The sequence below is a fragment of the Intestinimonas sp. MSJ-38 genome, assembly GCF_018917925.1.
GTDB lineage: Bacteria > Bacillota > Clostridia > Oscillospirales > Butyricicoccaceae > Pseudobutyricicoccus.
On record NZ_JAHLPO010000025.1, the window covers coordinates 13,662 to 39,366 of the forward strand.

A 25,705-nucleotide genomic window follows, 5' to 3' on the forward strand; every position below is an offset into this window, starting at 1 on the left:
CGTAGTTATTGGGATAAAAGGGTATAGGCGCCGGTTTCCCCCTGTACATAAATAGAACCGGTTTGCTGTCCCACGCCATAGCGGCCCACCGTTTCCTCCGGAGGCAGATACAGGCGGATAATATAGATGGGCTCTCCACCGGCTTCGCCTTCTCCTTCGGAGACCATACGGATGCCGGTGCGCTGATCCTGAGGCAGCTCTGGCACTACTTCTTCGTAGAGAAGACGCATGGCAGTTTTCAGATATTGGGCGTCCATATTCACAGTGGGAATGGGAGTGGCGAACAGGTCTTGCTGGTCATAGGGGAGAGAGACCTCCGGGAAACCATAGGCCCGGGCGGCAATGGTCTCCTGGGGTAGATAGAGGCAAACCTGGCTTCCGGACAGATAAAAGCCCACTTTGTTTACCAGATCCGGCAAAATATCCTGGGCGTTGGGATAAAACGGCTGAGGATTGCTTTGAATCAACTGGGTAAAGCAGTTTACCACCTGTTGAGAGACCGTTTGCTGGTCTCCGGCCAGGATCTGCTCCAGGGAAAGGGCCTGGCCGGAAGAGGTGAGGTAGGTGCCACTGAGACGGCGAAGAGTGGGGTAGGCTCTACCGGTATTTTGGTATTCGGTACGCAGAACGCTCAAAAGACCGGCGTTGTTATAGGTGATCTCATAGGAGCTTTCGATGGTATAGGGCTGAAAGCTGTCCCCCAGAAGCTGCTTGTCCTCCTCGGCTTGTTCCTGCCAATTCTGGGCGGCGCTGGACAAATACTCTTCTTCGTCTTTTTCAAAGAGCTGGTTGAGGGAGGCGATCCCTTTGGTGCTGCCCAGAAGCACCGGGCGGCTGTGGGACACGGTGGCCAGCAGGGTGCCTTCCGAATCCCGCACTTCCTGCTGCTGGCACTGGCTCTGGATGGTCACCGGACCGTCGGCGCTGAGAGACAACTGGGAAAACGAAGCAGCCGTTTCAGTGGAAAGCGGGGGCTGCTCATTGTTTTGCGGGGCGGTACAGCCACAAAGGGACAAAAGGAAAAGGGAGCATAGACAGAGGGCGGCCATGGGTTTCATAGCAGCCTCCTTTCCCGCCGGAGAAATACCGGCGCGGTAAAAAGATTTCGCAATTTTTATCATTTGGCTATTGTACCATTATTTTGAGAAAAATTAAATATATTCTTGCAAAATAACCAGCACCAGGAAAAAATAACGAAAAAAACAAAACAAAAAAAGCGCGATCCTCTCCCAAAAACAAGGGAGAAAGATCACGCTTTTTTGCGCAGAAAAGACTAGGGCTCCACGCGAGCGCCGCACTGGGAGCAATAAGGCCCTTGGGCCAGAGCGCCGCAGTTGGGGCAGATGCGCTCTTCCCGCTGGATGATCTCCGGGGTGGGCATCATAGCGCCGCAGGAGGGGCAGAAACGAGTGCCCTCTTCCATCATAGTGCCGCAGGCCGGGCAGGCGATCATGGGCACAGGCTGGGAAGCGGCGGTTTTGGCGGCTTCGGCTTCCTGACGGATTTCCCGGATCTTCCGCAGGGAGGTGTCCACAGTCTCTATGAATTCTGCGGCTTCTTCCGGGTTTTCCCCTTTGGTGGAATAGTACCACTGGCCCAGGGCCCGGTAAGCCTTTTCGATCTCCCGCTCTTCGGCGGAGATGGCCAGAGTGGCTTTGGCGCTGCCGGCCAGCTCTTTGGAGACCTGCACGGTGGTCTGGGCTACTTCGGAGAGCTTTTTGCTCAGATCGTTCAATATGGGCATAGAAAGGACCTCCTTATTTGCAAAAACCATGAAGCTGCAATTTGTTGCTTCTATTATAATGCCTGGAAGGAAAAGACGCAAGGGTGGAAAATCATCGCTTTTCTCCATTCCTTTCCTGGCTCTCCTTGCGGCAGAGGGAGAAATGTGGTAGTGTAACAATGAAAGTATTGATCAAAGGGGAGCGGAGGTTTTGTGAAGATGAAAAGTCTGAAGGGAATCCATCATGTGTGCATCAAAGCGCCATCGCTGGAGAGAATGGAGCAGGCTGTGGAGTTTTACACCCGGGTATTCGGTATGCCGGTCATTCGCCGGTGGGGCCAGGGGGAGAAGAGCGCCTGCATGGTGGATACCGGCGCCGGTATTTTGGAGATCATGGCCGATGGAAGCGGTGACGCCCCGGGGCCTATCCCTCATGTAGCGCTGGCGGTCACCGGCGTGGATGAATGGGTGGAGCTGGTGCGGAAAGAGGGCTGCACCATCACCATGGAGCCTCAGGATAAACTTCTGCCCTCCCAGCCGCCCTTTCCAGTGCGCATCGCCTTTTTCCAGGGCCACGCCGGGGAACTGGTGGAATTGATGGAAGAAAAGGAATAAAGGAGCTTTTTGCTATGTTTCAGGATATCGCCCCGCATCGGTTCAGCAATGTGTTTTTCAAAGATGCCATCCATCCCGAGGATGTGCTGCTTTGTTACAATGGCAATCATGTGTTATTGCAGCCGATGGGCGAGGGGGATTACGCTTTGCCCCGGGCCTGCCAACTGCCCCAGCAGGCGGCCATGGAGGCCATTTATTTGTTTTCGGTGGATAAGACCCGGTATTTTGGTTTCTGGCATCCTCATACGGTGGGGGATGTGCCGGGCCTTTTCTGGCAGAGTACCCAGGTGCTGCGCACGGTGAAAGATCCGGTGACTCTGTTTGCCGGTATGGAAGGTTGGCATCTGTATCGGTGGTTCCGGGTCAACCGTTTCTGCGGCCACTGCGGAAAGCCCATGGAGCTGAAAGGGGATGAGCGGGCGGTGATCTGCCCCGAATGCGGCAATGTGGTCTATCCCCGGATCAATCCCGCTATTATTGTGGCAGTGGAAAACCAAGGGAAACTGCTGCTGGCCCGCAATGCCAGCAGCCCTCCGGGCCGCTATGGCCTGATTGCCGGATTCGTGGAATTCGGCGAGTCGCTGGAGGACACCGTCCGCCGGGAAGTGCGGGAAGAAGTGGGGCTGAAAGTCACCGATGTGCAGTATTATAACAGCCAGCCCTGGCCTTTTTCCGAGTCGCTGATGCTGGGGTTCTTCGCCCGGGTGGAGGGGGATGCTCAGTTGCATCCGGACAAAAAGGAAATCGCCGAGGCCAAATGGGTGTCGCCGGAGGAATTGCCTCCGCCGGTGTCCCGCATCAGCATTGCCCAGGAATTGATGCAGGAATTCAAACGCCGCAAAATGGAAGAATAAACGAAAAAGCCGGTCTGTCAAAACAGACCGGCTTTTTTAGCTTCGCCCGGCGGCAGGGAGATTTTCCAGAATCTCTTGTTGGGAAGGGGAAAGGGAAGAAAGATCCCGTTCCACCTGAATGTCGGAATGGGTGGAAAAATAGATTTTGCTGCCGTAGTCATGGTAGCACATCAGATATTGCTCCCCTTCCAGCTGGAGCCGGGCATAGCCTTCTTTGGAGCGGGCATAGAGTACGCCATCCAGGATGAGGAAGCTTTCCACATCCCGCAGCAGGCGGACGGTATAGCCGATGTCCAGCTCCCGGGCCTGGGCGTCCACCAGCTGCAAGCGGCGGAAGCCATCGGCCCCGGTAACTTCCTCGATGCGGAAGCGGCCCGAACCGAAGGAGGCCACACAGGAGGTGGAGGGGAACGCTTGGTATTGGGGCGTGAGAGAGACCAGTTTGTTGTATTCGGCCAGGGGAAAGAGTCGCAGGTCATGGACCAGAGAAATGCCGCTCCAGGCCTTGGCATAGCGGGAATAATGTTTACCGGTATACAGACGGCAGGTGCCGTCTTGCCAGTGGGCAGCGGCTGCACCGCTGACACCTTTCACATAAAGGGTGTCTTTTTCCAGCTGGTAAGCATAGACCCGGTTGACCAAAACCCTTTGCTTCCCATCCTGGGTGAGGCAAAGGTCCAGATACCGGTTTCCCTGCCGGTCGGTATACGCCACGATGGAGAAGTCTCCGGCCGTGAGCCAGGATTTCCGGTTAACGCCTTGGGGCAGGCCGGGCCAGTTTTCCCTTACAATCAAAGCGGTGAGAATCAGGACGGTGGGCAGAAAAAGCAGCACAAAAGGACGGCGGATACGGGAAAACGCCTGCCTGATTTTTCGTTTCATATCCCCACCTCCCCATCTCCCTTTATGATAAAACTTTTCCAGGGAAATGAAAAGAAAAACTTCTCTTGACAAAGAGGAGTGAATCTGTATACAATATAGACACCCCCCGGGGGGTGGAGTATTTCCAATTTCCCGGGAATCCGTTGGGAGGGGAGTAACCAAATGAAAACCAAATTCAATGTGACCGGTATGACCTGCTCGGCCTGTTCCGCCCATGTGGACAAAAGTGTGCGGAAGCTGGAGGGCGTCAGCGATGTCAATGTGAATCTGCTGGCCAATACCATGGTAGTGGACTATGACGAAAAGACCGTCACCACAGATGAGATCATAAAGGCGGTGGAAAAGGGCGGTTATGGAGCCGATCTGCCCGCAGCTTCCGCCGGAGAAGCGCCTCGCCAGAGTGCAGTGGACCAGGCCAAGGAGGAGACGCGGAAGGTAAAGGTACGGCTCATCGTTTCCTTTGTCTTTATGATCCCTCTGTTTTATCTGGCCATGGGCCATATGATGTCCTGGCCGCTGCCGGTATTTTTCCTGGGGGAGGAAAACGCGCTTACCTATGCCTTTACCCAGTTCCTTCTTTGTTTGCCAGTGGCCTATGTGAACCGGAAGTACTTTATCAACGGGTTCAAGACTTTGGCCCGGCGTAGTCCCAACATGGACTCCCTTATCGCCATTGGCAGCACAGCCGCCATTGTCTATGGAATCTATGCCATCTATAAGATCGGCTGGGGCCTGGGGCATGGGGACAGCCACATGGTCCATCAGTATTCCATGGATTTGTATTTTGAAACTTCGGCCATGATCCTGGCCTTGATCACCCTGGGAAAATTCCTGGAGAGCCGCAGCAAGGGCAAAACCTCGGAGGCCATTACCAAGCTGATGGATCTGGCTCCCAAAACCGCCACCGTGGAGCGGGACGGGCAGGAAGTGGAGATCCCGGTGGAGCAGGTGCAGGCCGGGGATATTCTGGTGGTGCGGCCAGGGCAGAGCCTGCCGGTGGACGGTGTCATCGTGGAGGGTACCACTGCTATCGATGAGTCGGCCCTCACCGGGGAGAGCATCCCGGTGGAAAAAGGGCCGGGAGACCGGGTCACCGGAGCGTCCATCAACAAGACCGGCTTTTTCAAGTTCCGGGCCGACAAGGTGGGGCAGGATACCGCCCTTCAGCAGATCATCCGCCTGGTGGAGGAGGCCGGGGCCAGCAAAGCCCCCATTGCCAAATTGGCCGACAAGGTCAGCGGCGTCTTTGTGCCTGCGGTGATCGGTATCGCTCTTGTGACCTTTGCCGTCTGGCTGCTCATGGGAAAGAGTTTTGAGTTTGCCATGTCTATGGGCATTGGTGTGCTGGTGATTTCCTGCCCTTGTGCCTTGGGCCTGGCCACGCCCACCGCCATTATGGTGGGAACCGGTAAGGGAGCCGAGCAGGGCATCCTGGTGCGTTCAGCCCAGGCCTTGGAGATCGCCCGCACGGTGGATACTGTGATGCTGGACAAAACCGGCACCGTTACCAAGGGAAAACCCCAGGTGACCCAGGTCATTCCGGCCCCTGGCGTTGCGGAAGAGGAGCTTTTGCAGCTGGCCGCCGCTCTGGAACGGCCTTCGGAGCACCCTCTGGCCGAAGCGGTGCTGGTGTATACGGGCGAGAAGGGATTTTGTCCTGTGCCAGTGGAGGATTTCGTCGCTTTGTCCGGACGGGGCGCCAAAGGAAAGCTTCAGGGAGAAACCGCCCTGGCCGGCAATCTCCTGTTGATGCAGGAAGAGGGGATTGATCCGGGAGATCTGGCCCAGGCCGGTGAAAAGCTGGCCCTGAAGGGGAATACCCCCTTGTATTTTGCCTGGAAGGGCCGTATCATGGGATTGATCGCCGTGGCCGATGTGATCAAGGAGACCAGCCCTCGGGCAGTAAAAGAACTGGAAAAGATGGGGATTCAGGTGGTCATGCTCACCGGGGACAATGAGGTCACCGCCCAGGCCATTGGAAAGGCTGCTGGTATCAGCAAAGTCATCGCCGGTGTGATGCCCCAGGACAAGGAACGCCATGTGCGCCAGCTCCAGGAGCAGGGGCATAAGGTGGCCATGGTGGGCGACGGCATCAACGATGCCCCTGCCTTGGCCCGAGCCGATGTGGGCATTGCCATTGGTGCCGGTACCGATGTGGCCATCGAATCGGCCGATGTAGTGCTGATGCACTCCGACTTGATGGATGTGCCCGCTGCTATCCAGCTGTCCAGGGCTACCATCCGCAATGTGAAGCAGAACCTCTTCTGGGCCTTGCTCTATAACAGCATCGGAATCCCTCTGGCCGCCGGTGTGCTCTATCCCGCCTTTGGCCTGCGGCTCAACCCCATGTTCGGTGCCGCCGCCATGAGCATGAGCTCGGTGTGCGTGGTCAGCAACGCCCTGCGGCTGAAATTTTTCCGTCCTCGGTTTGATGGGGAAGTATTGCCCGCTGAAACCCAACAAGAAGTTGAAATTATCAATACAAATAGTATAGAAAAAGAAGAAAATCACGAAAGCGAGGAAAAACCAATGAAAAAAACCATCATGATTCAGGGTATGATGTGCCCCAACTGTGTGAAGCATGTGAAGAACGCCCTCAGCGCTTTGCCTGGCTGCCAGGTGGAGGTGGACCTGGAAAAGGGCATGGCCCAGGTGGAGATGAGCCAGCCTGTGTCCGATGATACCCTGCGCCAGGCCGTCACCGACGCCGGTTATACCGTCACGGAGATCCGCTGATGCAGGCCGACCGGCAAAAGGTAGAGCGGCTGCTCAAGACCGCCCGGGGCCAGCTGGACGGCATCCTGAAAATGGTGGAGGAGAACCGGTATTGCATGGACATCTCCAATCAGATCATGGCTACCCAGGCCATTCTGCACCGGGTGAACCGGGAGATCCTCCAGGCCCATTTGCAGCATTGCGTCCGTCAGTCCCTGGAGACCGGAGAGGATAGCCAACAGAAGATCGATGAACTGATGGCCCTTTTTGACAAAGCGGTGTTTTGATATGCAGAAAAGCACTCCTGTTTACAGGAGTGCTTTTTGTTTACTCAATTTCAAATACCAAAGACAGAGTCTGGGTGTCGAAATCGCCGGTGTCCCGAAAATCCTGAAAGCTCTTGCGGATTCGGTAAGTGCCGGAGGATAGGCTGCCATAAAGAGGTTCCCAAAGGATTTTTTGCTGGCATTCGCCGTCCATAGTCACCAGATAGGCCAGGGAATCCCAGGCGATCTCTCCTTGGACTGTGGGCAGTACCGGCTGCCATGCGCCGTTTTCCAGCTGTTCCAGGAGATAATCGCTACCAAATTGCAGCTGGCCGGTGGGGTGATCGCCGGATTGGTGGATGGAAAGAGTCAGACCGGTGGGACGGATATCCTCCGCATAAACGGTGATGCCCCAATCGGGAAGAGACGCACTGGCGGGGGCGACACTCTCCTGGTTTTGAGCGCCGGACAGGGGCAGAAACAGAGCTAAGATCCAGGCAAAAATTTGATTCATCTTCTATACCTCCTAGAAAAAGGCTTCTTACCAGAATAGACGAAAAAATTTGCCGGAAGTTCCTTTGACACAGGGTGCATTCTCTTGACAATATATCGAATATCGAGGTATAATCAAAGCAAGAAAACATCGATGTTCGAGGTATTGGAAGGAGGGGAGAAGATGAAAATCGACAAAAGCCTGCTTTCGGGCACCACGGTGCTGTTGGTGCTCTCCCTGCTTCAGCAGGAGGATCAGTATGGCTATCAGATGATCGCCGCCCTGTCTGCGCGGTCGGACAATGTATTTCAGATGAAAGAAGGCACTTTGTATCCGGTGCTGCACACCCTGGAAAAGCAGGGACATATCAAAAGTTATGAAAAAGAGACCCCTCAGGGCCGGAAGCGGAAATATTACCGGCTGACGGCCAAAGGACAGCGGCTGCTGGGAGAAAAAGCCGCCGAGTGGAAGGCATTTTCCCAGGGGGTGGAGAAGGTGGTGTCCGCCTGCACGCCCCAGCTTCAGCCGGAAAAGGCGTAGAAGGGAGGGAATACCATGGCAAGGCCGGTGTTTGCAAGGTTTTGCAATGCTGTTTGTGAAAAAATCCGGTTTCGTCCCGACCGGCCAGGGGTATATGAAGAGCTTCTGGCCCACCTCCAGGACAGCGCCGCTTTGCTGGAAGAGGAAGAAGGGATGGAAGGAGCCCAGGCCGCCGAAGAAGCAGTAAAGCGTATGGGCGATGCGGAGGAAATCGGCATTTTGCTGGACAAAGCCCATTCTCCCTTGCTGGGGTGGCTGTGGATGCTTTCCAAATGGTTTTTGGGGATCTCCCTGGTGTTGGCCTTTTTTGCCTTGTGGCCCATTGACGAGCTGCGGGATCAGTTTTACCGGCCCAGGCCAGAGGAAATGTTCCATGCAGACCGGCAGGAGATTCTGAAGCAGGGAGGCCCTTCGGAAAAGGTCCGATTGCGAGCATATACCTTTCAGATCGAAGAGGCCACCTTGCAGGATACCTGGAACCCCCATTATCCCGATATATATACGGGCAATTATGGCCTGGAGGTGTGGCAGACTCTGGAGCTGAATGTGACCCTTCGCAGCTATACCCCCCTCTTTTATTTGAGTGAGCCGAAACTAAGCCCCTATCTTTCCATAGAAGGCAGCGAAGGACAGGTTTATTTGGGCAGCTGGCATCCGGATGCCGATTACAGCCAGCCTCTGCTGCAAATCAGCAGCAGTCGTCCTTTGTTTTTCTGGCAGGAATGCCGCCTCACCATGTATATGGACTATGGCCAGCGGGAGGAATTTCTCAAAAACCAATGGCTGGATCTGGTTTATGAAAGAGAAGGGAATACATTCCGTATCCGCATCCCTCTGGAGGAGGTGACAGAGTATGAAAAGACCTCCTAAAGTATATCATCGCACCCTGCGAACTTTGCGCAATGTGCTTCTGGCCCTTCTGGCTCTGTGGCTTTGGTGGGCATCCCAGGGCTATCCGGCCCTGACGCCCCGGCAGGCTCTCCGCTGGCAGGAGCAGGTCCACATGGTGGAAAAGGTGGATTATCTGGATACGCTGCCTGTGGGACTGAAAGACAAAGACCGGCTGGTGCTGGCTGAGGGAAAGGATCTTCTGGAAGTGTGTGTGGCCCAGAAAATGGGTTTTCTTCGGTGGAGCGGCCGGAATTTGGTGCGCTATTACCGGGAGCAGGAACTCCAGGTGGTTCCGGTGATGTGGGAAGACAATCTGGAAGGCTCTCTGCTGCTGTTTGCCTGGGCGCCGGAGGGCACACACCGGGTGGAAGGGGTGCTTACCGACACCCGATACGATGAGCCGGTGCAGGTCTTTTTTGAAGGAGAAGAAAAAATGGGAAGCCTGTTTCTTTGCCGGGGAGAAAGGCCGACAGAGGAAGAATGGCTGGGTTTTTTCTTTGATCTGAACAGTCCCCAGGATCTGTCCTATCAGCAAAGAACGCTTCGCTATCAAATAGAAGTGCGGGCTTATGATCAAGGGGGAAATCTGCTGGCCGAAAGCTCCTATGGGGTATAAAAAAGCACGGTGTATCTTGAAATACGCCGTGCTTTTCTTTTTTACAAACCGGAATGCCGGTTGATCTCCTTCATGCGGGCCATCTGATCCACATGGAAGGGACAGCGGCTGTTGCAATGGCCGCACTGGATACAATCCGAAGCAAAGGAAGATTTTCAATGCTTCCCGGATGTAGCGCATAGGCCCACCCAGATTGGTGTTCATCACATAAAGCATCCAGTCGTCGGTTTCGTCGATGATCTTTTGTTCGCCGATACCGGCGTTGTTGATGAGAATATCCACATCACCAAAGGCCTCTAAAGCTGTTTCAAAAACCCACTTGGTGTCCTCGGAGGAACACACATCGGCTGTCACGCCGATGGCCCGGCCGCCTTTGGCCCGGATGCCTTCCACCACCTGGTCTAGTTTTTCCTGTCCCCGGCGGTGAGGACGACGGCCGTTCCTTCCTCAGCGAAAAGCTCGGCCATGGTTTGGCCCATACCGCAGCTGGCCCAGCCCACATTGTCTACCCAGCTGAAAGCCTTGGAGGAGGAAGTGGGAAAGCAGCTGCTCATTAGGGGCAGCAAAGGCTCCCGTAAGGTGATGCTCACTCAGGAAGGGATGATCCTGCGCAGGCGGGCCGAGGAGATTTTGGAACTGGTGCATATGACACAGCGGGAGATCGCCTATTCCGACGAAGTCATTGTGGGGGATGTGTATATCGGCGCTGGGGAATCGGATTTGATCCGCATTTTTGCCAAGGCGGCCTGCTGCCTGCAAAAACAATATCCTGGCATCCACTATCACATCCGCAGCGGCAACGCTGTTTTTGTAAAGGAGTATCTGGACAGGGGACTTATTGATTTTGGGGTCATTTACGGTCCGGTGGACACCGCTGGGTATCATGCCATCAAATTGCCTGTGCGGGACACCTGGGGCGTGCTGATGCGCCGGGATTCTCCCCTGGCCTCAAAAGAGTACATCACCCCTGAGGATCTTTGGGATAAGCCGCTGATCGTCTCGGCCCAGGAAAGCGACCATTGGCCCATGTCCCGGTGGATGGGGAAGGACCCGGAAGAGCTGTCGGTGGTGGCCACTTACAACCTGGTGTTTAATGCTTCGCTGTTGGTGGAGGAAGGACTGGGGTATGCGCTGTGCTTTGACAAGCTGATCAATGTGAGCGGCGACAGCAAATTGTGCTTTCGCCCCCTGTATCCCCGGATGGAAGGGGAGGCGTCCATCATCTGGAAGCGGTACCAGGTCTTTTCCAAGGCGGCTCAAAAGTTTATCGATGCGCTGCAGGAGTGCTGCGGCCTGGAAGGGCAAAAATAAAAAAGGCTTCGGTTTTGCCGAAGCCTTTTTTATTTACGCTGTAATTCTTATTATAAAACTAACATCAGGTTATTGAAGTTCAGATCCTGGGTTTTTTTCTGGATAGTAAACCAATCGATAATGGTCAATACACCGCACAGGCCCACGGTAAGGAGTTTCAAAATACCCATACCGGTTTCTCCCAGCATAAAGCGATCAATTCCCAAAGTGCCCAGAAAAATGGATACCAGCAAAAGGGTGGTGGGATCTTTCATTTCCACAGCTGAGACCAAGGAAAACTTAGTTTCGTCTATTTCCAGAAGTTTTTGCTTGAGAAAAACGATTTTCTTTGCTGGTAAGTACTTTTGATTGGTCATGATGTAGGTGTCTACTTTGTCCTGCGTCATTTCAAATCCTCTCCTATTCCAATAAAATGTGGAAAAGCCACAAACGGCACAAATGATAAATGAACAACAAAGAAAAAAAGCAAAAACAGGATGAGCGTATCCAAGAACAGTTTTTTTCGAAATAACAAGAACTGTGGGCAAATAAAAATAGAAAAAAAGGTGTGGGAAGAAAGAAGAGGTGATAGGAGATTGCTAGGTTCCATTGTCCCTTCAAAAAAGAAAGCCATGCCCGGGTTAAACCACAGCCAGGACAAGAAATTCCCGTTAGTCTGCGCAGGGGACATCCCCAGATACACAATAAACCCAATATGCTCAAAAAAATAAGATGATTTCTGACTGTTTTCCAAGAAAATTGGAGCATAAAGGCCACCTCTCTGGTACAAAATAAATATACCACAGTATTTTTATTTTGTCAATCAATATTGATATAATAGTATTCTAATATTTGACTAGAGGGATTCTCATGTTAAACCATCAGATTCGCACATTGCGGTTGGTCCGAGGAATGAGTCAGGTGGAATTGGCCAGGCGCTTAGGTGTGACTAAGCAAAGTGTTTCTAATTGGGAAAATGATAATATCCAGCCGTCTATTGAGATGCTGAAAAAACTGGCAGATATTTTCTCGGTTTCTACTGACTATTTGCTGGGACTGGAAAAAGAAGAGTTTATTGATGTCAGCGGACTTCCCCCGGGGGTAGTAACGCATTTACGCCAAGTGGTGGAAGATTTCCGTATTTTAAAAAAAGAAGCGGAAGAAAAGAAAAAATAAAAAAGGTTTCGGTTTTACCGAAGCCTTTTTTGATATTTTCACATTATTTCTTGCTGAGAAGCAGCTGTTGGAGGAACTTCTTTCCGGTGGCTGTTTTAAAGTGGTCGTCCCGCACCTGTTCGATGGCGGCCTCATCGGCCTGCTTTTCATCCAGATTCACCAGGAAATCGGCCTCGATGAGGATCTGCAGATCGATGTCCTGCACATTGTCATAGCTGTGATGGTGGGCCACCAGCCAGCAGATCCGGTCCACAAACTCCTTGTCGGTGTAGCCGCATCTTTCCATCAGAGCCCGGCAGGCTTTTTCCCCTTCTTCCTCCTGCTGGGGGCCCTGGCAGGAGCTGTATTTTTCCAGGCAGGGTTTGATGCCGATATCGTGGAGAATGGCGGCGGTTTCCACGATGTTCATAGTGGTGGAGCTCAACTGCTCACGGGAAGCGATGGCCTTGGCCAAGCCATAGACCTTGAGAAAATGGTTGATCCGCTTGGGGGAGCCTTCCTCCCAAGCAATCATCTCGCCGATCAGTTCGCCGTTTTTCATCTATATAACCTCCTGAATGGATAAAATAAAAATCCTTTAGGGATAATGAATCATTTTACTCAGTTTTTACAAAAATGCAAGAGGGAAAGGGGATTTTTTTCTCCTCTTTTTCACAAAAAGCAAAACTTTTGAGGAAAAACAGCCATCAGGCTATAGAATGGCCGGTTTTCCTCCGGCGGCTGATATGCTATACTGGTACTATTCCAGACAAAGGGGAAAAGAGAATGAAAGAAAATACCACGGGTCGGCTGCTGTATGCCGACCTTTTGCGGGCTTTGGCCATGGTTGCGGTGATCGTGGTTCATGTGTGTGGGAACAACTGGCCGGGAATGGATGTGCACAGCACAGAATGGCAGATCCTCAACGGGTTTGACAGCCTGGTACGTTGGTGTGTGCCGGTGTTTGTCATGCTCAGCGGCATGTTCTTTTTGGACCCTCAGCGGAATGTGACCTATAAAAGCATTTTCCGCAAGAATCTGCCCCGCATTGCCGCCGCTTTTTTGATCTGGTCCACCTTCTATGCCCTGTATACTGCCTTGCTCAACAGCCGGGCCGGCACTCCCGACTCCCTGTGGCAGATCATCACCAACATCGCCTTTGGCCATTATCATTTGTGGTTTATCTATATGATCATGGGCCTGTATCTCATCACTCCCATCCTGCGGCTCTTTATCAAAGGGGCCAGCCGGCGGGATCTGGAGTATTTTTTGCTGCTCTATTTTGTCTTTACTCTCTTTCTGCCCATGTTCAACGGCACTCAGGTGGGGCAGGTGGTCAGCGGTGTGGTGTATCGGCTGGATCTGAAGATGCTGGGTGGATATATCGGCTATTTTGTGGCCGGATATTACTTCAAAACCTATGATTTTACTCCGAAAGTGAAAAAGCTCATTTACGCCGCCGGGATTTTGGGGACGCTGTGGACCTGGGGCATGACGGTGGCGGCCAGCCTGGATTGGAATGCCCCCAACGAAACCTGGTTTTTGTATGTCACTCCCAATGTGGCCATGATGTCGGTGGGGATTTTCCTCTTTTTCAAAGAGCATTGCCATGGAAATCGCTTGGGAAAACGGGGGCTGGCCTTTTGCCTCAAGGTTTCCCAGCTGTCCTTTGGAATGTATCTGGTCCATGCCTTTTTCAACAGCCGTCTGGTGGCTCTGGGGCTGAATGCGGCCACCTGGACACCGCTGGTGGCTGTGCCGGTGGCTACCGCTTTGGTGTTCCTTTTGAGTTTCCTTGCAGCATGGATTATGAGCCACATCCCCTTCCTGCGAAAGTACGGAATGTAAGCACGGAAAAATCAATCAAACACAGGGAAAAGGTCTATGTTAAACTTTTGACAAATTGACCAAATCCCCTGTGTTTTTTTATGGAATCTGCTTCTTGAAAACAGGACAAAAGAGACTACAATAGGAGACAAAGGAGTGATTCTTATGCTGAAACTCATGCGGGCCCCCGCAAAATATGTGCAGGGCGAGGACGCATTGCTGGAACTGCGTCAGAATGTAGAAAATCTGGGAAAGAGCTTCCTGTTTATCTGCAGCGGAAGTGGACGAAAAGCCACAGAGGATAAAATCCGTCAGAGCTTTGCCTCCTCGGAAGCCCAGATTTATTTTGAAACCTTTGGCGGCATCAGCTCCCGTGGGGAAATCGAGAAAATGGGCCGTCTGGTTCAGGAAAAGGGAATCGATGTGGTCTGTGGTGTAGGCGGCGGCAGCGCCATCGATACCGCCAAGGCCACGGCCTACTATCAGCATAAGCCGGTAGTCATCATCCCCACCGTTTGCGCCACCGATGCCCCTTGCACCGGTCTTTCGGTGATCTATCAGGATGATGGCACCTTCGACAGCTATTTGTTCTATCCCCAGAACCCGGATGTGGTGGTTGTGGACACTTCCATTATCGCCAAGGCCCCGGTACGGTTTTTGGTTTCCGGCATGGGAGATGCCCTGGGCACCTTCTTCGAGGCCCGGGTCTGTGAGAGAAATCATGCACCCAGCCTGGAAAATGGCGGCGTGACCCGCTCGGCCATGGCACTGTGCCGGTTGTGCTGGGATACCTTGCAGGATAAGGGGCTTCTGGCCAAGGTGGATGCCCAGCAAGGCCTGTTGACTCCGGCCGTGGAGGCCATTGTGGAAGCCAACACCTATCTCAGCGGTGTAGGCGCCGACAACGGCGGTCTGGCTGTGGCTCATTCGGTGTACAACGGCTTTACCGCTCTGGAAGAGCTCACCGCCATGCATGGTGAAGTGGTGGCTTATGGCACTCTGGCTCAGCTGCTGTTGGAGGATGGTCCCACAGAAGAATTCTGGCAGGTGCATCGGTTCTGCCGCTCGGTGGGATTGCCTGTGACTTTGGCGGAAATGGGGATCACCGACAAAAGCCGGGTGATCATTGCCGCCGAAAAGGCCTGCGCCCCCGGCGAGTCCATCCACAATATGGCCTGGGAAATCAGCCCGAAGAATCTGGAGCAAGCGCTTCTGTCGGTGGATGCCCTGTCGGCCCAACAGAAATAAGAGAAAAGGAGGAGCAAATGCTCCTCCTTCTTTCATCTTGACGAAAAGCTGGGGAGATGCTACCATGGATTTTGGAGAAAATACCCAAAAACCAAGGGAGGATGAAGCCATGGCCAGCAAGTTTTTTGAAATTCACGGTGTACTGCCCCCGGTGATCACGCCGTTCACCAAGGAAGGGAAGGTGGATTTTGAGGCCTTCCGGAAGAACATTGAAAAATGGAATGACACTGGCGTGGCCGGGTATCTGGTGCTGGGTTCCAACGGGGAAACTCCTTATCTGGAAGAGGAGGACAAACTGGAGCTCATCCGCATGGCCGCCCAGCACAAAGCGCCGGGCAAATTGCTCATGGCGGGAACCGGGCTGGAAAACACCCAGGCCACCATCCGCCTGACCAAGAAGGCCGCCGAAGCCGGGGCCCAGTGCGCCCTGGTCCTCACCCCCAATTATTACGGGGACCAGATGGGAGACGAAGCCCTTATCGCCTTCTTTACAAAGGTGGCCGACGAAAGCCCCATTCCCATTCTGATCTACAATGTGACCAAGTTTACTCATGTGAATATTTCTCCCCGGGCGGCTTCCATTCTGTCTCATCATCCCAACATTATCGGCATGAAGGACAGCTCGGGGAATATCGCCCAGTTGATCTCCTTTATGACCCAGGGTCTGGACCCGGAATTCAATTTGCTGGTGGGCACGGCTTCGGCCTGGTATCCGGCCCTGGCCATCGGCATCAAAGGCTCGGTGATGGCTCTGGCCAACTGCTGTCCCCAGGAGTGTGTGGAGGTGCAGCGCCTGTTTGAAGCGGGGGACTATGCCGCATCCCTGGAGCTTTACAAGAGGATGTTCCCGGTGAATGCCTGTGTCACCGGCAAACTGGGGGTTCCCGCTTTGAAGTATGCCTGCAATAAGCTGGGATACCAGGGGGGAGAGCCTTGCCCGCCTCTGCTGCCTTTGACCGAGGAACAGCAAAAACAGGTGGATGCCATCCTGGAAAAGGCGAAACTGGTATAAAAACAGATTTTTGACCATAAAGCCCCTTGACTGTCAAGGGGCTTTATCCTTTATACTGGCCTCAAAAGGGGAAGGAGGCGGGATATATGACCATCAAAGAAGTGGAAAAGCTGTGCAATATGGAGCGGGCTACCGTTCGGTTTTACGAACAGCAAGGATTGATTTCCCCCCGACGGAGGGAAAACGGCTACCGGGAATATTCCCAGGAGGATGTGCAGCAGCTGCTGCGGATCAAATTGCTGCGGGCGTTGGGAGTGTCTTTGGAGGAGATCGGTGAGATCCAGGCGGGGGCGCGGTCTTTGTCTCAGGCGCTGAGAGAGAATGCATACCGCTTGGACAGTCGGGAGCAGGCTCTGGTCCGAGCCAGGGAAGTGTGCCGCAGCATTGAGGAAGCGGGGATTGCCTTTGCCGCTTTGGATGCGCCCCGGTACCTGGCCCAGCTGGAAGATCCGGAGGAAACCCTTAAAAAGGACAGGCCGGCTCCGGTGTTTTCTCCAGCACTCCGGTATCTGGCCCGGGGGCTGGACACCGGAATCTGTGCACTGCCCTGGGAATTGCTGTTGACTTTGGTTTTTAAAGTGGATGTTTTATCCTTGAAAGGAATACACTGGTATCTCTTTTCCTGCTTGTCTGCCTTGACTTTGCTTCTTTTTGAGCCATTGTGCCTTCATCTGTGGGGGACGACGCCGGGAAAAGCCATTTTGGGGCTGCACATCCAAGGGGAAGAAGGAGGATATCTATCCTATGGACAGGCTTTGCGACGCACATGGAAGGTTTTGCTTCATGGCCTGGGGCTGAACCTGCCTTTGGTGAGTTTATGGTGTTCGTGGTGCAGTTTCCGACGGGCAAGAAACCTGGAAAAGCAGCCCTGGGAAGAGGAAACTGTTCTTTCCCTTCGGGAGGATAAGGAATGGGTGCGGGCGCTGGCCTTTGTGGCCTGCGGACTGATCATGGCTCTTATCAGTGTCACAGCCCAGCGCCAGGGGCTGCGGGTTCCCAATGGCCTGCCGCTCACGGTGGAAGAATTTGCGGAAAATTACAACGCCTTGGCCCAGCATCTGGATATGGACTACGGGCGGCAGCTGAATGCCCAGGGCCGGTGGGAAAACATCGCCATGGACTATTCTGTTGAAGGTAGCCGGGCGCCTCACCCTGAGTTTACCTATACAGTAAAGAAAGGCGTGCTCACAGGGGTTGCTTTTTCCATCCAGGAGGAGGGAATCGGGGTGGCCGCCACCGGTCGGGAGATCATGCTGCTTTCCAGCCTGGCCGTGGAAGGAGCACAGAGAAGAGCTGACCCGCTGGCTTTGTGGGTCCGTCCGGTAGCCAAAGAAATCCAACGCAGCGCCACGGATTCATTCCTTTTTGAAAAAGAGGATGTGCGCTTCCGCTGCCATGTGGTCACCGATGGCTCCAATGTGCCTTTGGGAGATGCAAATGGGGTGTTGCTGCAGCGGGGAGAAAGCTATCAGGCGGATTTTTCCATTGAGATCCAGCAGGATGCCTGCACAAGGCCCCGGTTGGTTCTGTGGCCCCTGAGTGCTTTGATGCTGGGGTCTGGTCTGGTTCTTGCGATCTTTCCTCAAAAAGTGTGGGTGCTGTGGGATCTGTTGCATCTTTGCCCGGCCGCCTATGAAGTAAGACGGGGTTTTTCTTTGCGCAAAGTGGGCCTTGTGCTCTGCATTTTTGGAATGTTGCTGTTTCTCTGGATCGGATTATAGTATCAAAAAAGCGCCGCTGTGCGGCGCTTTTTTGATTATTCCTGGCCCAGGATGACGATGCCCACCGCCGCAATAGCGATGACCAGGTATTGGGCTTTGGACAGTTTTTCTTTCAGCAGCAAACGGCTCCACAACAGGGAGGCGATGCAGTAAGAGGAGATCATGGGCGCGGCCACAATGGCGTTGGCGCCGATGGCGAATACATAGGCAAACTGGCCTGCGGTTTCGCACAGAGCGGCCAGCATTTTGGGCTTTTCCTTGGAGAGGGTGATCTTTTGCTTTTTGATGATCACCACATAGATGAAGGCACACACAGCCATGAACAGGAAGGTCAGCTCATAGGCGATGTTGGCCTGAGTTTCCGCAATGGCCCGGTCCAGCAGCAGAGCATCGGCAAAGGTGCCCAGACCATCGATCAGGCAATAGAGCAGGGGAAAGACGATGGCCAACACGCTGCGGGTGTATTTTTTGTCTGCCGACAGACCGCTTTGCAGGCGGATGGTGTCGTCTTTTTTCTTTTCAATGACAGACAGGGCGAAAACGCCGATGCACACCAGAGCCACGCCGAAAAACTGCATGGCGCCCATGGTGTCGCCCAGGATAAAGAAGCACAAAAGGGCGGCCACTGCGCCGGAAGAGTTACACACCGGCGAGGAGATGGACAGCTCAATATACCGCAGGCCCGCATAACCCAGGATCATAGCCAGGATATAGAGGAAGGAGGCGGGAAGATAGGTGATGATGTCCACAAAAGAGAAGGGGGTGCCGGTGGCGATCAGATAAATGGCGTGGATACCCATGACAGTACCCACGGCCATGATCATTTTCCAGTGGCTATAAATATCGTCGGATTTGGAACCCATTTTGGAAAAAAGATCAGAGCCGCTCCAGAACAAAATGGCGATCAGCGCCAGAATAAACCAATTCATGTATCAAACATCCTTTTCTTATTTTTTATTTGTTAAAAATGGAGAAAAGGACAGCCGGGGGCGGTCTGCGGGGAAACCGAGTATTGTGCCAACATTGGATCCGCTTGCAAGGGTGATGCTTCACAGAGCGCCCCTCCTTTCTGGAAATAAAATGGCGAACCGGTTTATTTTACTATGAATTGGTGCCCTGCACAAGAGAAAGGGACAAAAAAATCGCGTCTGCATATTTTGCAGACGCGATTTTTTCACAATAATGCTCTTACAGGCTGCGCAGAGCGTCCACCAAAGCGGTTTTGGACTGGGTGCGCTCGTCCTTTTGCTTGATGATCTTGGCGGGGATACCGGCCACCACAGCACCGGCAGGCACATCGCTGATGACCACAGCACCGGCGGCCACCACGGCTCCTTTGCCAACCCGGCAGCCTTCCAGTACCACGGCGTTGGCGCCGATGACCACATCGTCCTCAATGACGACCGGCTGGGCGCTGGCAGGCTCTACCACGCCGGCCAGCACGGTGCCTGCGCCGATGTGGCAGTTTTTGCCCACAGTGGCCCGGCCGCCCAGCACGCAGCCCATATCGATCATGGTGCCTTCGCCGATCACGGCGCCGATGTTGATGACAGCGCCCATCATAATGACGGCATTGTCGCCGATCTCCACACATTCCCGGATGGTAACGCCCGGCTCGATGCGGGCATTGATGTTTTTCAGATCCAGCAGAGGAATGGCACTGTTGCGCCGGTCATTCTCCACTTCGTATTGGATGATGCTGTCCTTGTTGCTCTCCAGCACCGGGGCGATGTCTGCCCATTCTCCAAAGACCACCTGGAAGGGGCCACCGAAAACCTTGCAGCTTTCGGGGAATGGGATCGGTTCTTTCACCTGAAGATAGACCTTCACCGGGGTCTTTTTCTTGGCTGTGTGGATGCGGTCGATGATTTCCTGGGTGTTCATAGCGTTCCTCCTCAGTGAGCGTTGTGGGGGAACAGGGCGTTCCCCATGGAATAAAAGCCCTTGGGGGCCGACAGTGCAAACTCGGCGGCCTTGATGGCTCCGGCCACAAAGACCTGCTTGGAAAGGGCGGTGTGTTTGATCTCGATCAGTTCATCATCTCCGGCAAAGAGCACGGTGTGCTCTCCCACAATGGTGCCGCCTCGGATGGCGTGGATGCCGATCTCTCCCTTTTGCCGAGGACAGACGCCGTCCCGGCCGTGAACCTCCGGAAAGTCGCCGCTTTCCTCGATGGCTCGGGCCAGCATTTTGGCGGTGCCGCTGGGGGCGTCGATCTTCTTGTTGTGGTGCTTTTCGATGATCTCAATGTCAAACCGGTCTTTCAGAATGGGGGTAATGGTGCGCAGAATTTCCTCCAGGATGTTGATGCCCAGGGAGGTGTTCTGGGTGCGCACCACCGGTGCATAGGCAGAAAGCTCCCGGCACATGGCCTCCTGAGCCGGAGAAAAGCCGGTGGTGGACAATACGCAGGCCACTTCCTGCTCCCGGCAGTAAGAAAGGATCATCTCCAGATTGGCCGGGTGGGAAAAGTCAATGACCACATGGGGTTTTTCCGGCAGCTGGGAAAGAGAGGACAAGCATTCCTCATTCAACGGATCGATGACGCCGCACAGTTCCCAGCCCTCATGGGCCTGGATGGCCGCGGCAATGCGCTTGCCCATGGCTCCATAGCCCACCAGAGCGATTTTCTTCTGTTCCATCTTTTTTGACTTCCTTTTTGTTATTTCAGAATGGTCAGGGCTTTTTCCAGCCGCTGGCGGGTGCTTTCACTTACAGGGCCCAAGGGCAGACGGCAGGAGCCTACCTTCATGCCCAGAAGGTTCATGGCCTCTTTCAAGGGAGCAGGGCTGGTCTCGGCAAAGAGGGCGTGGATCAGCTCCAGGTATTTCAGCTGCACATCCCGGGCGTGGGCGATGTCTCCCGACTGATAGGAGGACACCAGCTCATGGGTCTGATCGGGGGCGATGTTGGCCAGCACCGAAATGACGCCGCTGCCGCCCAGGGCCAGCAAGGGAAGCACTTCATCGTCATTGCCCGAAAGCATACAGAAATCCTGGCTCAAAAGCCGGGCGGCGGCGGTGACATAGGCGATGTCGCCGCTGGCTTCCTTGATGCCCACGATGTTTTTGTGGTGGGACAGCTCCTCCAGCACATCCAGAGGAATGGAGCAGCCGGTGCGGGAGGGCACATTGTAAAGCAGGATGGGGATGTTGACCCCGTCGGCAATGGTGCGGAAATGGGCCAGCATACCGCTTTTGTTGGCTTTGTTATAGTAGGGGGTGACCACCAGCAGGCCGTCGGCTCCCATGGCCTCATAGCGGCGGGCCAGAGCAGCGGCATGGAGGGTGTCGTTGGAACCGGCACCCACGATCACCGGAATGCGTCCGGCCACTTTGCCGATGACGGTCTGGGCGATCTTGTCTTTCTCCTCCTGGGAGAGGGTGGGGGTTTCGGCTGTGGTGCCCAAGGCCACAATACCGTCGGTGTGGTGCTCCAGCTGAAACTCCACCAAGGCTTCCAGCTGCTTGTAATCTACCTGACCGTCAGGGCCGAAGGGGGTGGCCAGAGCCACCAGCGAGCCGCTGAAGGTGCGCAGGGTTTGGGACATATGATCGGTCTCCTTTCATCGATCCGATGGAGATAAGGTTTCTGCTTTCAATATAGCTGCCAAAAGGGAAAATGCTCCCCTTCGTTTGCTTAAAGGTCAAATTCCTGGGCCAGGGCGGTCACCGCCTGCTCCTTGTTCTCCTTGTCAATGGTGAAGGAGATGGAGATTTCCGAGGTGGTGATCTGGTAATAGGGGATGCCGCAGCGGGCCAGGGTGTCAAAGACACGGGTGGCCACGCCTGTGTGGGTAGCCATACCCACGCCCACCAGAGACAGCTGGGTCAGATCCCGGCGAATATCCAGAACCAGGGCTTTTTCTTCCGGCTCACGGCCCAGGGCTTCTTCCAGCTCGGCGGCTTGCTCATCGCTGCAGCTGAAGGAGAAGGCCACCTTGCCGTCCAGAATGGTTTGGTTGATCATGTCCAGATTGATGTTGTTCCGGCTGATAAGACGGAAGATGGAAGCCGCTGTGCCGGCGTTATAATCCATATGCCGGAAAGTGACGATGGCACAGTGTTCCTTGATGCTGATGCCGGTCACCGGCATCTCTTCGAAAAATACCTGCTGGCTCATAACGGTGGTTCCTTTCTTTCCTTCTTCCAGCGTGCGGCCCAGGTAGAGCTCCACGCCGTATTTTTTGGCCAGTTCCACGCTGCGGGTCTCCAGCACGCCGGCGCCCAGGGCGGCCATTTCCATCATCTCTTCATAGGAAATGCGGCTGAGGGGCTTGGCGTTGGGATAGATGCGGGGGTCCACCCGGTAGACGGCGTCCACATCGGTGTAGATCTCGCAGGGGCAGTCCAGTTTGGCGGCGATGGCCACGGCGGTAGTATCGCTGCCGCCACGGCCCAGGGTGGTGATGTGGCCGTCCTCGGTGATGCCCTGGAAACCGGCCACCACCACGATCTTGCCTTCGTCCAGATATTGCTCCACCCGCTGGGTGTTGATTTCCTTGATAAATGCCTTGGAATGGACGGCATTTGTGATAAAGCCCGATTGAAAACCGGTCATGGAGATGGCGTCCGCCCCCAGGGCCTGGAGAGCCATGGCCATCAGGCTCACTGTCTGGATTTCTCCGGTGGACAGCAGGGCGTCCATTTCCCGTTTGGAGGGGGAGGGATTGACCTGCCGGGCCAGGGCGATCAGGCCGTTTGTGGTCTTGCCCATGGCCGAGCACACCACCACCAGATCCTTGCCCTCTTTTTTCAGTTGGGCCAGGCGGCGGGCGATGGCCATGATCTTTTCAGGGGTGGCCACGCTGCTGCCGCCGTATTTATGTACCAATCGCATGAAGATCGTCTCCTCTCATGTCCTCCGGCAGGGGGAGGAAGGGGTCTAAGGATATCTTATCATACCCCCAAGGCCTTTGTAAAGAAAGGGAAAAGGGGAGGAAACTTCATGTTTTTTCGGAAAGAGTGAAGAAAAGACAGTTCCGGCTCTTGCGATTTAAGCGGGATAGGATATAATTTACCTGGGGAGAAATTCCCCAATCGCCGCACAAACGGCACAATGGAGGTTATACCTATGGAAAACTATATTCAATATCGCCGGGATCTGCATCAGATCCCCGAAGTCGCCCGTCAGGAATTCAAGACCAGTGAATATGTAGGCGCTCATCTGGCCAAGCTCCACTGTCAGGTGGAGAAGGTCTGCGGCACCGGTTATACCGCCTTTTTTGACAATGGCGCAGAGGATACCATCGCCTTCCGGGGCGATATGGATGCCCTGTCCATCAAGGAGGAGACCGGTCTTGCGTTTGCCAGCCAGAACGGCTGCATGCATGCCTGCGGCCACGATGCCCACATGGCCATGATGCTGGCCCTGTGTGATTATCTGGAGGAAAACCACAAGAAGTATAAGTTCAATGTGCTGGTGATCTTCCAGCCGGCCGAGGAGAGCATCGGCGGGGCCAAGGTGATCTGCGAAAGCGGTGCTTTGGACAAGCACCATGTGAGCAAGGTGTTTGGCCTGCATGTGTGGCCCAAGCTGGAGAAGAACGCCATCGGCAGCCGTCCCGGCCCCATGATGGCCAAGACCTCGGAAATGACCATCACCGTCCACGGCAAGAGCGCCCACTGCGCCCGGCCTGATCTGGGCATCGATGCCCTGACCGCCGCCTCGGAGATCATTTCCCGGCTGTATCAGGTGAAGAAAAACGAAATGGCTCCCGATGCCGAGTATCTGCTCCATGTGGGCAAAATGGATGCAGGAGATGCCATGAACATCGTCTGTGAAAAGGCGGTCATCCTGGGCAGCGTGCGGGCCTTCTCCCTAGATGTGTTTAACTTCATGGTGCGCCGCATTCACGAGATCGCCGCTGATGTGGACAAGGAATTCGGTACCAAGACCGAAGTCCACCTCACCGAGGGCTATCCTCCGGTGAACAACGATCCCGCTCTGTATGAGGATTACAAAAAGGCCATGGAAAAGGCGGGCATCACTCTGCTGGAAGCGGAAAAGACCATGATTGCCGAGGACTTTTCCGAGTACGAAGCCCGGTATCCCGGCGTGTTCGGCTGGCTGGGCCTGGGTGATGTGCCCTCCCTGCACAACAACAAATTTGACTTTGACGAGACTGTCATGGCCGCCGGCATCAAAGCCTTTGTGGGCCTGCTGGATTATTTCAACGAAAAATAAGCACCGATATGCAGGGGAAAGGCGGGAAAACCGCCTTTCCCTTCAGACTGTCGAAAAACCTATATAACGAAAAGGGTCGTCCGCCCTACCCCTATAAATCCGCAAAAAGGCGCGACCTGTGCGTGGCTTTTTGCACTTCTCAAGGGCGGGGCGCCCCGCTGGTCCGGTGGCCGGACGGCCATACTTTCTTTGCCTTTCTGCATCGGACCTGCCCAGCGCGGGAGCGCAGTATGGGAGCGGAGGCACTCCGCCAGCCCCTTGCAAAAACTCGAAAAAGTGGCCTAAGCCGCTTTTTCGACACGCTCAGGGGAAAGGCGGGAAAACCGCCTTTCCCTTTTCTGTTTGCAAAAAGGGAGGAGTTTTCATGCCGTCGCCCATCAAGACCAATGTAAGCCGTATTCTGGATAGCGCCGGGGTCTCTTACAAAATGCACACCTATGAAAGCCACGGGGAAGCGCTGGACGGCCAGTCGGTAGCCCAGGCGTTGGGAGTGGACCCCCGATGCCTGTTTAAGACCCTGGTGACAAAGGGCCATGACGGAGAACACCGGGTTTTTGTGGTACCCTGTACCGGTGAGCTGGATTTGAAAGCCGCCGCCCGGGCCGCTGGGTGTAAATCGGTGGAGATGATCCATGTGAAGGATCTTCAGAAGGTCACCGGCTACATCCGGGGCGGATGCAGCCCTTTGGGGATGAAGCGGCCATATCCCACCGTGGTGGACGAAAGCTGCAAGGAATGTGAAACCATCATCGTCAGCGCCGGGAAGATCGGTTTTCAGGTGGAAGTGCATCCCGATGATCTGCTGCGCCTTTGCGGGGGAAAGACGGCCCCCATTGCCAAATGAAGCGGCTGATTGTGGTGCGGGGGCCTATGGGAGCGGGAAAAACCACCTTGTGCCAGGTGCTGCTGCCCTATTTGCAGCCCGCCTTCTGGCTGGACGGGGACTGGTGCTGGAAGATGGAACCTTTTACCGCCGATGAAGCCATGCGGGAGATGGTGATGAAAAACATCGCCTTTCTCCTGGGCCAGTTTCTCCGGGCGGAAGGGAAGGACAATGTGCTTTTTTCCTGGGTTCTCCACAAAGATGCCATTTTGGAGGACTTGCTCCACAGGCTTTCTTCCTTTCGGTTTTCCCTCCATGTGTTCAATCTGGAACCGGGGGAAAAAGCCTTGGTAGAGCGGCTCCAGGGGGATATCGCCCGGGGCGCACGGGAGGAAGATGTGGTGGAGCGAGCCTTGGAGCGGCGAAGGCATTACCCCGGCCTGCAGGGAGAACACCTGGACACCTCTCAGCTCACCCCGGAAAAGACCGCTCGTGTGATTTTGGAAAAGCTGGGAGAATAATAAAAAGGACTGCCGGAATGAACTGCACCCCACTTGTTAGACAGTATGATATACTATCTAACAAGTGGGGTGTTTTGCTATGCCAAAAGGAGTACCAAACAAACGATATACACCAGAATTCAAAAAACTGGTGATTGAAACCATGCAGGAAGAGAAATTGAGTTACAGCGAAACCTGTCGTAGATTTGAGGTAAACAGCAGAGATCGGATCAAATCATGGGAGCGAATCTACCTGGAAGAAGGGCCGGAAGGGTTAGCCATCGAACGGCGTGGCCGCAGCAGTAAGGGTCGTCCGCCAAAGCAGTTGCCGAAGCAGGTAGAAGAAGA

General features: G+C 54.4%; 29 protein-coding genes and 1 pseudogene. 17 read left to right on the forward strand and 13 right to left on the reverse strand.

Going from position 1 to position 25,705, the window contains the following annotated elements; translation table 11 throughout:
- Positions 1-5: 5 nt before the first annotated feature.
- Both KQI26_RS12630 and KQI26_RS12635 read right to left on the reverse strand, forming a co-directional pair.
- Complete coding sequence (locus KQI26_RS12630; RefSeq protein WP_216504689.1) at positions 6-1,058, reverse strand: DUF4163 domain-containing protein; 1,053 nt, start codon at positions 1,056-1,058, stop codon at positions 6-8.
- Positions 1,059-1,273: 215 nt separating this feature from the next.
- Entirely contained in the window at positions 1,274-1,744 is a 471-nt protein-coding gene (locus KQI26_RS12635) for a zinc ribbon domain-containing protein (protein WP_118428574.1), read from the reverse strand.
- A gap of 198 nt (positions 1,745-1,942) precedes the next feature.
- On the opposite strand from KQI26_RS12635, the gene KQI26_RS12640 reads away from it, so the two are divergent.
- Together KQI26_RS12640 and nudC are read left to right on the forward strand one after the other, a co-directional pair.
- Positions 1,943-2,338, forward strand: coding sequence for a VOC family protein (locus KQI26_RS12640; RefSeq protein WP_216504690.1), 396 nt, complete (start codon positions 1,943-1,945; stop codon positions 2,336-2,338).
- 14 nt (positions 2,339-2,352) lie between these two features.
- Entirely contained in the window at positions 2,353-3,192 is an 840-nt protein-coding gene (gene nudC / locus KQI26_RS12645; RefSeq protein ID WP_216504691.1) for an NAD(+) diphosphatase, read from the forward strand.
- Positions 3,193-3,228: 36 nt separating this feature from the next.
- Here nudC and KQI26_RS12650 read toward each other — a convergent pair whose 3' ends face one another.
- Positions 3,229-4,074: a hypothetical protein gene (locus KQI26_RS12650; protein ID WP_216504692.1), complete on the reverse strand. Its 846-nt coding sequence runs from the start codon at positions 4,072-4,074 to the stop codon at positions 3,229-3,231.
- 162 nt (positions 4,075-4,236) lie between these two features.
- On the opposite strand from KQI26_RS12650, the gene KQI26_RS12655 reads away from it, so the two are divergent.
- Together KQI26_RS12655 and KQI26_RS12660 are read left to right on the forward strand one after the other, a co-directional pair.
- Complete coding sequence (locus tag KQI26_RS12655) at positions 4,237-6,810, forward strand: heavy metal translocating P-type ATPase (RefSeq protein WP_216504693.1); 2,574 nt, start codon at positions 4,237-4,239, stop codon at positions 6,808-6,810.
- Positions 6,810-7,076, forward strand: coding sequence for a metal-sensing transcriptional repressor (locus KQI26_RS12660; RefSeq protein WP_118428579.1), 267 nt, complete (start codon positions 6,810-6,812; stop codon positions 7,074-7,076). The genes KQI26_RS12655 and KQI26_RS12660 overlap by 1 nt, the downstream gene beginning before the upstream one ends.
- 40 nt (positions 7,077-7,116) lie before the next feature.
- On the opposite strand, the gene KQI26_RS12665 is transcribed toward KQI26_RS12660, so the two are convergent.
- Positions 7,117-7,569, reverse strand: a complete 453-nt coding sequence (locus KQI26_RS12665) for an immunoglobulin-like domain-containing protein (RefSeq protein ID WP_216504694.1) — start codon at positions 7,567-7,569, stop codon at positions 7,117-7,119.
- 162 nt (positions 7,570-7,731) lie between these two features.
- Between KQI26_RS12665 and KQI26_RS12670 the strand changes: the two genes are divergently transcribed.
- From KQI26_RS12670 to KQI26_RS15400, 3 genes are read left to right on the forward strand one after another with little or no spacing between them, the layout of a single operon-like run.
- Positions 7,732-8,088 (forward strand): PadR family transcriptional regulator, encoded by a 357-nt coding sequence (locus KQI26_RS12670; RefSeq protein WP_118748156.1) that lies wholly within the window; start codon positions 7,732-7,734, stop codon positions 8,086-8,088.
- Between the two features lie 15 nt (positions 8,089-8,103).
- Positions 8,104-8,958, forward strand: a complete 855-nt coding sequence (locus KQI26_RS12675; RefSeq protein WP_216504695.1) for a permease prefix domain 1-containing protein — start codon at positions 8,104-8,106, stop codon at positions 8,956-8,958.
- Positions 8,942-9,595, forward strand: a complete 654-nt coding sequence (locus KQI26_RS15400; protein ID WP_253292839.1) for a hypothetical protein — start codon at positions 8,942-8,944, stop codon at positions 9,593-9,595. Before KQI26_RS12675 ends, KQI26_RS15400 begins: the two co-directional genes overlap by 17 nt.
- A gap of 159 nt (positions 9,596-9,754) precedes the next feature.
- Here the strand turns inward: KQI26_RS15400 and KQI26_RS15815 are convergent.
- Positions 9,755-10,003 (reverse strand): annotated as a pseudogene (locus KQI26_RS15815) (SDR family NAD(P)-dependent oxidoreductase); the annotation flags it as partial.
- A gap of 57 nt (positions 10,004-10,060) precedes the next feature.
- Here KQI26_RS15815 and KQI26_RS12685 point away from each other — a divergent pair.
- Positions 10,061-10,906 (forward strand): LysR family transcriptional regulator, encoded by an 846-nt coding sequence (locus KQI26_RS12685; RefSeq protein WP_216504697.1) that lies wholly within the window; start codon positions 10,061-10,063, stop codon positions 10,904-10,906.
- Between the two features lie 50 nt (positions 10,907-10,956).
- On the opposite strand, the gene KQI26_RS15410 is transcribed toward KQI26_RS12685, so the two are convergent.
- Both KQI26_RS15410 and KQI26_RS15820 read right to left on the reverse strand, forming a co-directional pair.
- Positions 10,957-11,292, reverse strand: coding sequence for a TM2 domain-containing protein (locus KQI26_RS15410; RefSeq protein WP_253292840.1), 336 nt, complete (start codon positions 11,290-11,292; stop codon positions 10,957-10,959).
- A gap of 13 nt (positions 11,293-11,305) precedes the next feature.
- Positions 11,306-11,653, reverse strand: a complete 348-nt coding sequence (locus KQI26_RS15820; RefSeq protein WP_204750063.1) for a DUF2752 domain-containing protein — start codon at positions 11,651-11,653, stop codon at positions 11,306-11,308.
- Between the two features lie 102 nt (positions 11,654-11,755).
- On the opposite strand from KQI26_RS15820, the gene KQI26_RS12700 reads away from it, so the two are divergent.
- Positions 11,756-12,061, forward strand: coding sequence for a helix-turn-helix domain-containing protein (locus KQI26_RS12700; RefSeq protein WP_204750062.1), 306 nt, complete (start codon positions 11,756-11,758; stop codon positions 12,059-12,061).
- A 43-nt stretch (positions 12,062-12,104) separates the two neighbouring features.
- Here KQI26_RS12700 and KQI26_RS12705 read toward each other — a convergent pair whose 3' ends face one another.
- The gene (locus KQI26_RS12705; protein WP_216504698.1) at positions 12,105-12,602 is read right to left on the reverse strand and encodes an HD domain-containing protein; all 498 of its coding nucleotides are present in this window, start codon (positions 12,600-12,602) and stop codon (positions 12,105-12,107) included.
- Positions 12,603-12,826: 224 nt separating this feature from the next.
- Between KQI26_RS12705 and KQI26_RS12710 the strand changes: the two genes are divergently transcribed.
- The 4 genes from KQI26_RS12710 (at position 12,827) to KQI26_RS12725 (ending at position 17,848) form a co-directional block, all read left to right on the forward strand.
- Positions 12,827-13,888 (forward strand): acyltransferase, encoded by a 1,062-nt coding sequence (locus KQI26_RS12710; protein WP_216504699.1) that lies wholly within the window; start codon positions 12,827-12,829, stop codon positions 13,886-13,888.
- A 144-nt stretch (positions 13,889-14,032) separates the two neighbouring features.
- Positions 14,033-15,115 (forward strand): glycerol dehydrogenase, encoded by a 1,083-nt coding sequence (locus KQI26_RS12715; RefSeq protein ID WP_253292842.1) that lies wholly within the window; start codon positions 14,033-14,035, stop codon positions 15,113-15,115.
- Between the two features lie 64 nt (positions 15,116-15,179).
- Complete coding sequence (locus KQI26_RS12720; RefSeq protein WP_216504700.1) at positions 15,180-16,127, forward strand: dihydrodipicolinate synthase family protein; 948 nt, start codon at positions 15,180-15,182, stop codon at positions 16,125-16,127.
- An 86-nt stretch (positions 16,128-16,213) separates the two neighbouring features.
- Positions 16,214-17,848 (forward strand): MerR family transcriptional regulator, encoded by a 1,635-nt coding sequence (locus KQI26_RS12725; RefSeq protein ID WP_216504701.1) that lies wholly within the window; start codon positions 16,214-16,216, stop codon positions 17,846-17,848.
- Positions 17,849-17,883: 35 nt separating this feature from the next.
- Here the strand turns inward: KQI26_RS12725 and KQI26_RS12730 are convergent, their stop codons facing one another.
- The 5 genes from KQI26_RS12730 to KQI26_RS12750 all read right to left on the reverse strand — a co-directional run bounded on the left by KQI26_RS12730 (position 17,884) and on the right by KQI26_RS12750 (position 22,687).
- The gene (locus tag KQI26_RS12730; RefSeq protein WP_216504702.1) at positions 17,884-18,777 is read right to left on the reverse strand and encodes an EamA family transporter; all 894 of its coding nucleotides are present in this window, start codon (positions 18,775-18,777) and stop codon (positions 17,884-17,886) included.
- 259 nt (positions 18,778-19,036) lie between these two features.
- A complete protein-coding gene (gene dapD, locus KQI26_RS12735; protein WP_371744153.1) occupies positions 19,037-19,747 on the reverse strand; it encodes a 2,3,4,5-tetrahydropyridine-2,6-dicarboxylate N-acetyltransferase in 711 nt (236 codons plus the stop codon).
- Entirely contained in the window at positions 19,744-20,490 is a 747-nt protein-coding gene (gene dapB, locus KQI26_RS12740) for a 4-hydroxy-tetrahydrodipicolinate reductase (RefSeq protein WP_216504703.1), read from the reverse strand. Before dapB ends, dapD begins: the two co-directional genes overlap by 4 nt.
- A gap of 20 nt (positions 20,491-20,510) precedes the next feature.
- Complete coding sequence (dapA, locus tag KQI26_RS12745; RefSeq protein WP_118747524.1) at positions 20,511-21,398, reverse strand: 4-hydroxy-tetrahydrodipicolinate synthase; 888 nt, start codon at positions 21,396-21,398, stop codon at positions 20,511-20,513.
- Positions 21,399-21,487: 89 nt separating this feature from the next.
- Positions 21,488-22,687: an aspartate kinase gene (locus KQI26_RS12750; protein WP_118747525.1), complete on the reverse strand. Its 1,200-nt coding sequence runs from the start codon at positions 22,685-22,687 to the stop codon at positions 21,488-21,490.
- A 234-nt stretch (positions 22,688-22,921) separates the two neighbouring features.
- Here KQI26_RS12750 and KQI26_RS12755 point away from each other — a divergent pair, with 234 nt between their 5' ends.
- The 4 genes from KQI26_RS12755 to KQI26_RS12770 all read left to right on the forward strand — a co-directional run.
- Positions 22,922-24,034, forward strand: coding sequence for a M20 family metallopeptidase (locus KQI26_RS12755; RefSeq protein WP_216504704.1), 1,113 nt, complete (start codon positions 22,922-22,924; stop codon positions 24,032-24,034).
- A 364-nt stretch (positions 24,035-24,398) separates the two neighbouring features.
- The gene (gene ybaK, locus KQI26_RS12760) at positions 24,399-24,878 is read left to right on the forward strand and encodes a Cys-tRNA(Pro) deacylase (protein ID WP_216504705.1); all 480 of its coding nucleotides are present in this window, start codon (positions 24,399-24,401) and stop codon (positions 24,876-24,878) included.
- Positions 24,875-25,378: an AAA family ATPase gene (locus tag KQI26_RS12765; protein WP_216504706.1), complete on the forward strand. Its 504-nt coding sequence runs from the start codon at positions 24,875-24,877 to the stop codon at positions 25,376-25,378. Before ybaK ends, KQI26_RS12765 begins: the two co-directional genes overlap by 4 nt.
- 79 nt (positions 25,379-25,457) lie before the next feature.
- Positions 25,458-25,705: helix-turn-helix domain-containing protein (locus KQI26_RS12770; protein ID WP_216504520.1), on the forward strand; the 248-nt coding region annotated here is incomplete at its 3' end.

Coding starts and splice junctions, on each gene's coding strand:
- KQI26_RS12630 (WP_216504689.1), bottom strand. CDS start 1,058: ATGAAACCCATGGCCGCCCTCTGTCTATGCTCCCTTTTCCTTTTGTCC.
- KQI26_RS12635 (WP_118428574.1), bottom strand. CDS start 1,744: ATGCCCATATTGAACGATCTGAGCAAAAAGCTCTCCGAAGTAGCCCAG.
- KQI26_RS12640 (WP_216504690.1), top strand. CDS start 1,943: ATGAAAAGTCTGAAGGGAATCCATCATGTGTGCATCAAAGCGCCATCG.
- nudC (WP_216504691.1), top strand. CDS start 2,353: ATGTTTCAGGATATCGCCCCGCATCGGTTCAGCAATGTGTTTTTCAAA.
- KQI26_RS12650 (WP_216504692.1), bottom strand. CDS start 4,074: ATGAAACGAAAAATCAGGCAGGCGTTTTCCCGTATCCGCCGTCCTTTT.
- KQI26_RS12655 (WP_216504693.1), top strand. CDS start 4,237: ATGAAAACCAAATTCAATGTGACCGGTATGACCTGCTCGGCCTGTTCC.
- KQI26_RS12660 (WP_118428579.1), top strand. CDS start 6,810: ATGCAGGCCGACCGGCAAAAGGTAGAGCGGCTGCTCAAGACCGCCCGG.
- KQI26_RS12665 (WP_216504694.1), bottom strand. CDS start 7,569: ATGAATCAAATTTTTGCCTGGATCTTAGCTCTGTTTCTGCCCCTGTCC.
- KQI26_RS12670 (WP_118748156.1), top strand. CDS start 7,732: ATGAAAATCGACAAAAGCCTGCTTTCGGGCACCACGGTGCTGTTGGTG.
- KQI26_RS12675 (WP_216504695.1), top strand. CDS start 8,104: ATGGCAAGGCCGGTGTTTGCAAGGTTTTGCAATGCTGTTTGTGAAAAA.
- KQI26_RS15400 (WP_253292839.1), top strand. CDS start 8,942: ATGAAAAGACCTCCTAAAGTATATCATCGCACCCTGCGAACTTTGCGC.
- KQI26_RS12685 (WP_216504697.1), top strand. CDS start 10,061: ATGGTTTGGCCCATACCGCAGCTGGCCCAGCCCACATTGTCTACCCAG.
- KQI26_RS15410 (WP_253292840.1), bottom strand. CDS start 11,292: ATGACGCAGGACAAAGTAGACACCTACATCATGACCAATCAAAAGTAC.
- KQI26_RS15820 (WP_204750063.1), bottom strand. CDS start 11,653: ATGCTCCAATTTTCTTGGAAAACAGTCAGAAATCATCTTATTTTTTTG.
- KQI26_RS12700 (WP_204750062.1), top strand. CDS start 11,756: ATGTTAAACCATCAGATTCGCACATTGCGGTTGGTCCGAGGAATGAGT.
- KQI26_RS12705 (WP_216504698.1), bottom strand. CDS start 12,602: ATGAAAAACGGCGAACTGATCGGCGAGATGATTGCTTGGGAGGAAGGC.
- KQI26_RS12710 (WP_216504699.1), top strand. CDS start 12,827: ATGAAAGAAAATACCACGGGTCGGCTGCTGTATGCCGACCTTTTGCGG.
- KQI26_RS12715 (WP_253292842.1), top strand. CDS start 14,033: ATGCTGAAACTCATGCGGGCCCCCGCAAAATATGTGCAGGGCGAGGAC.
- KQI26_RS12720 (WP_216504700.1), top strand. CDS start 15,180: ATGGATTTTGGAGAAAATACCCAAAAACCAAGGGAGGATGAAGCCATG.
- KQI26_RS12725 (WP_216504701.1), top strand. CDS start 16,214: ATGACCATCAAAGAAGTGGAAAAGCTGTGCAATATGGAGCGGGCTACC.
- KQI26_RS12730 (WP_216504702.1), bottom strand. CDS start 18,777: ATGAATTGGTTTATTCTGGCGCTGATCGCCATTTTGTTCTGGAGCGGC.
- dapB (WP_216504703.1), bottom strand. CDS start 20,490: ATGGAACAGAAGAAAATCGCTCTGGTGGGCTATGGAGCCATGGGCAAG.
- dapA (WP_118747524.1), bottom strand. CDS start 21,398: ATGTCCCAAACCCTGCGCACCTTCAGCGGCTCGCTGGTGGCTCTGGCC.
- KQI26_RS12750 (WP_118747525.1), bottom strand. CDS start 22,687: ATGCGATTGGTACATAAATACGGCGGCAGCAGCGTGGCCACCCCTGAA.
- KQI26_RS12755 (WP_216504704.1), top strand. CDS start 22,922: ATGGAAAACTATATTCAATATCGCCGGGATCTGCATCAGATCCCCGAA.
- ybaK (WP_216504705.1), top strand. CDS start 24,399: ATGCCGTCGCCCATCAAGACCAATGTAAGCCGTATTCTGGATAGCGCC.
- KQI26_RS12765 (WP_216504706.1), top strand. CDS start 24,875: ATGAAGCGGCTGATTGTGGTGCGGGGGCCTATGGGAGCGGGAAAAACC.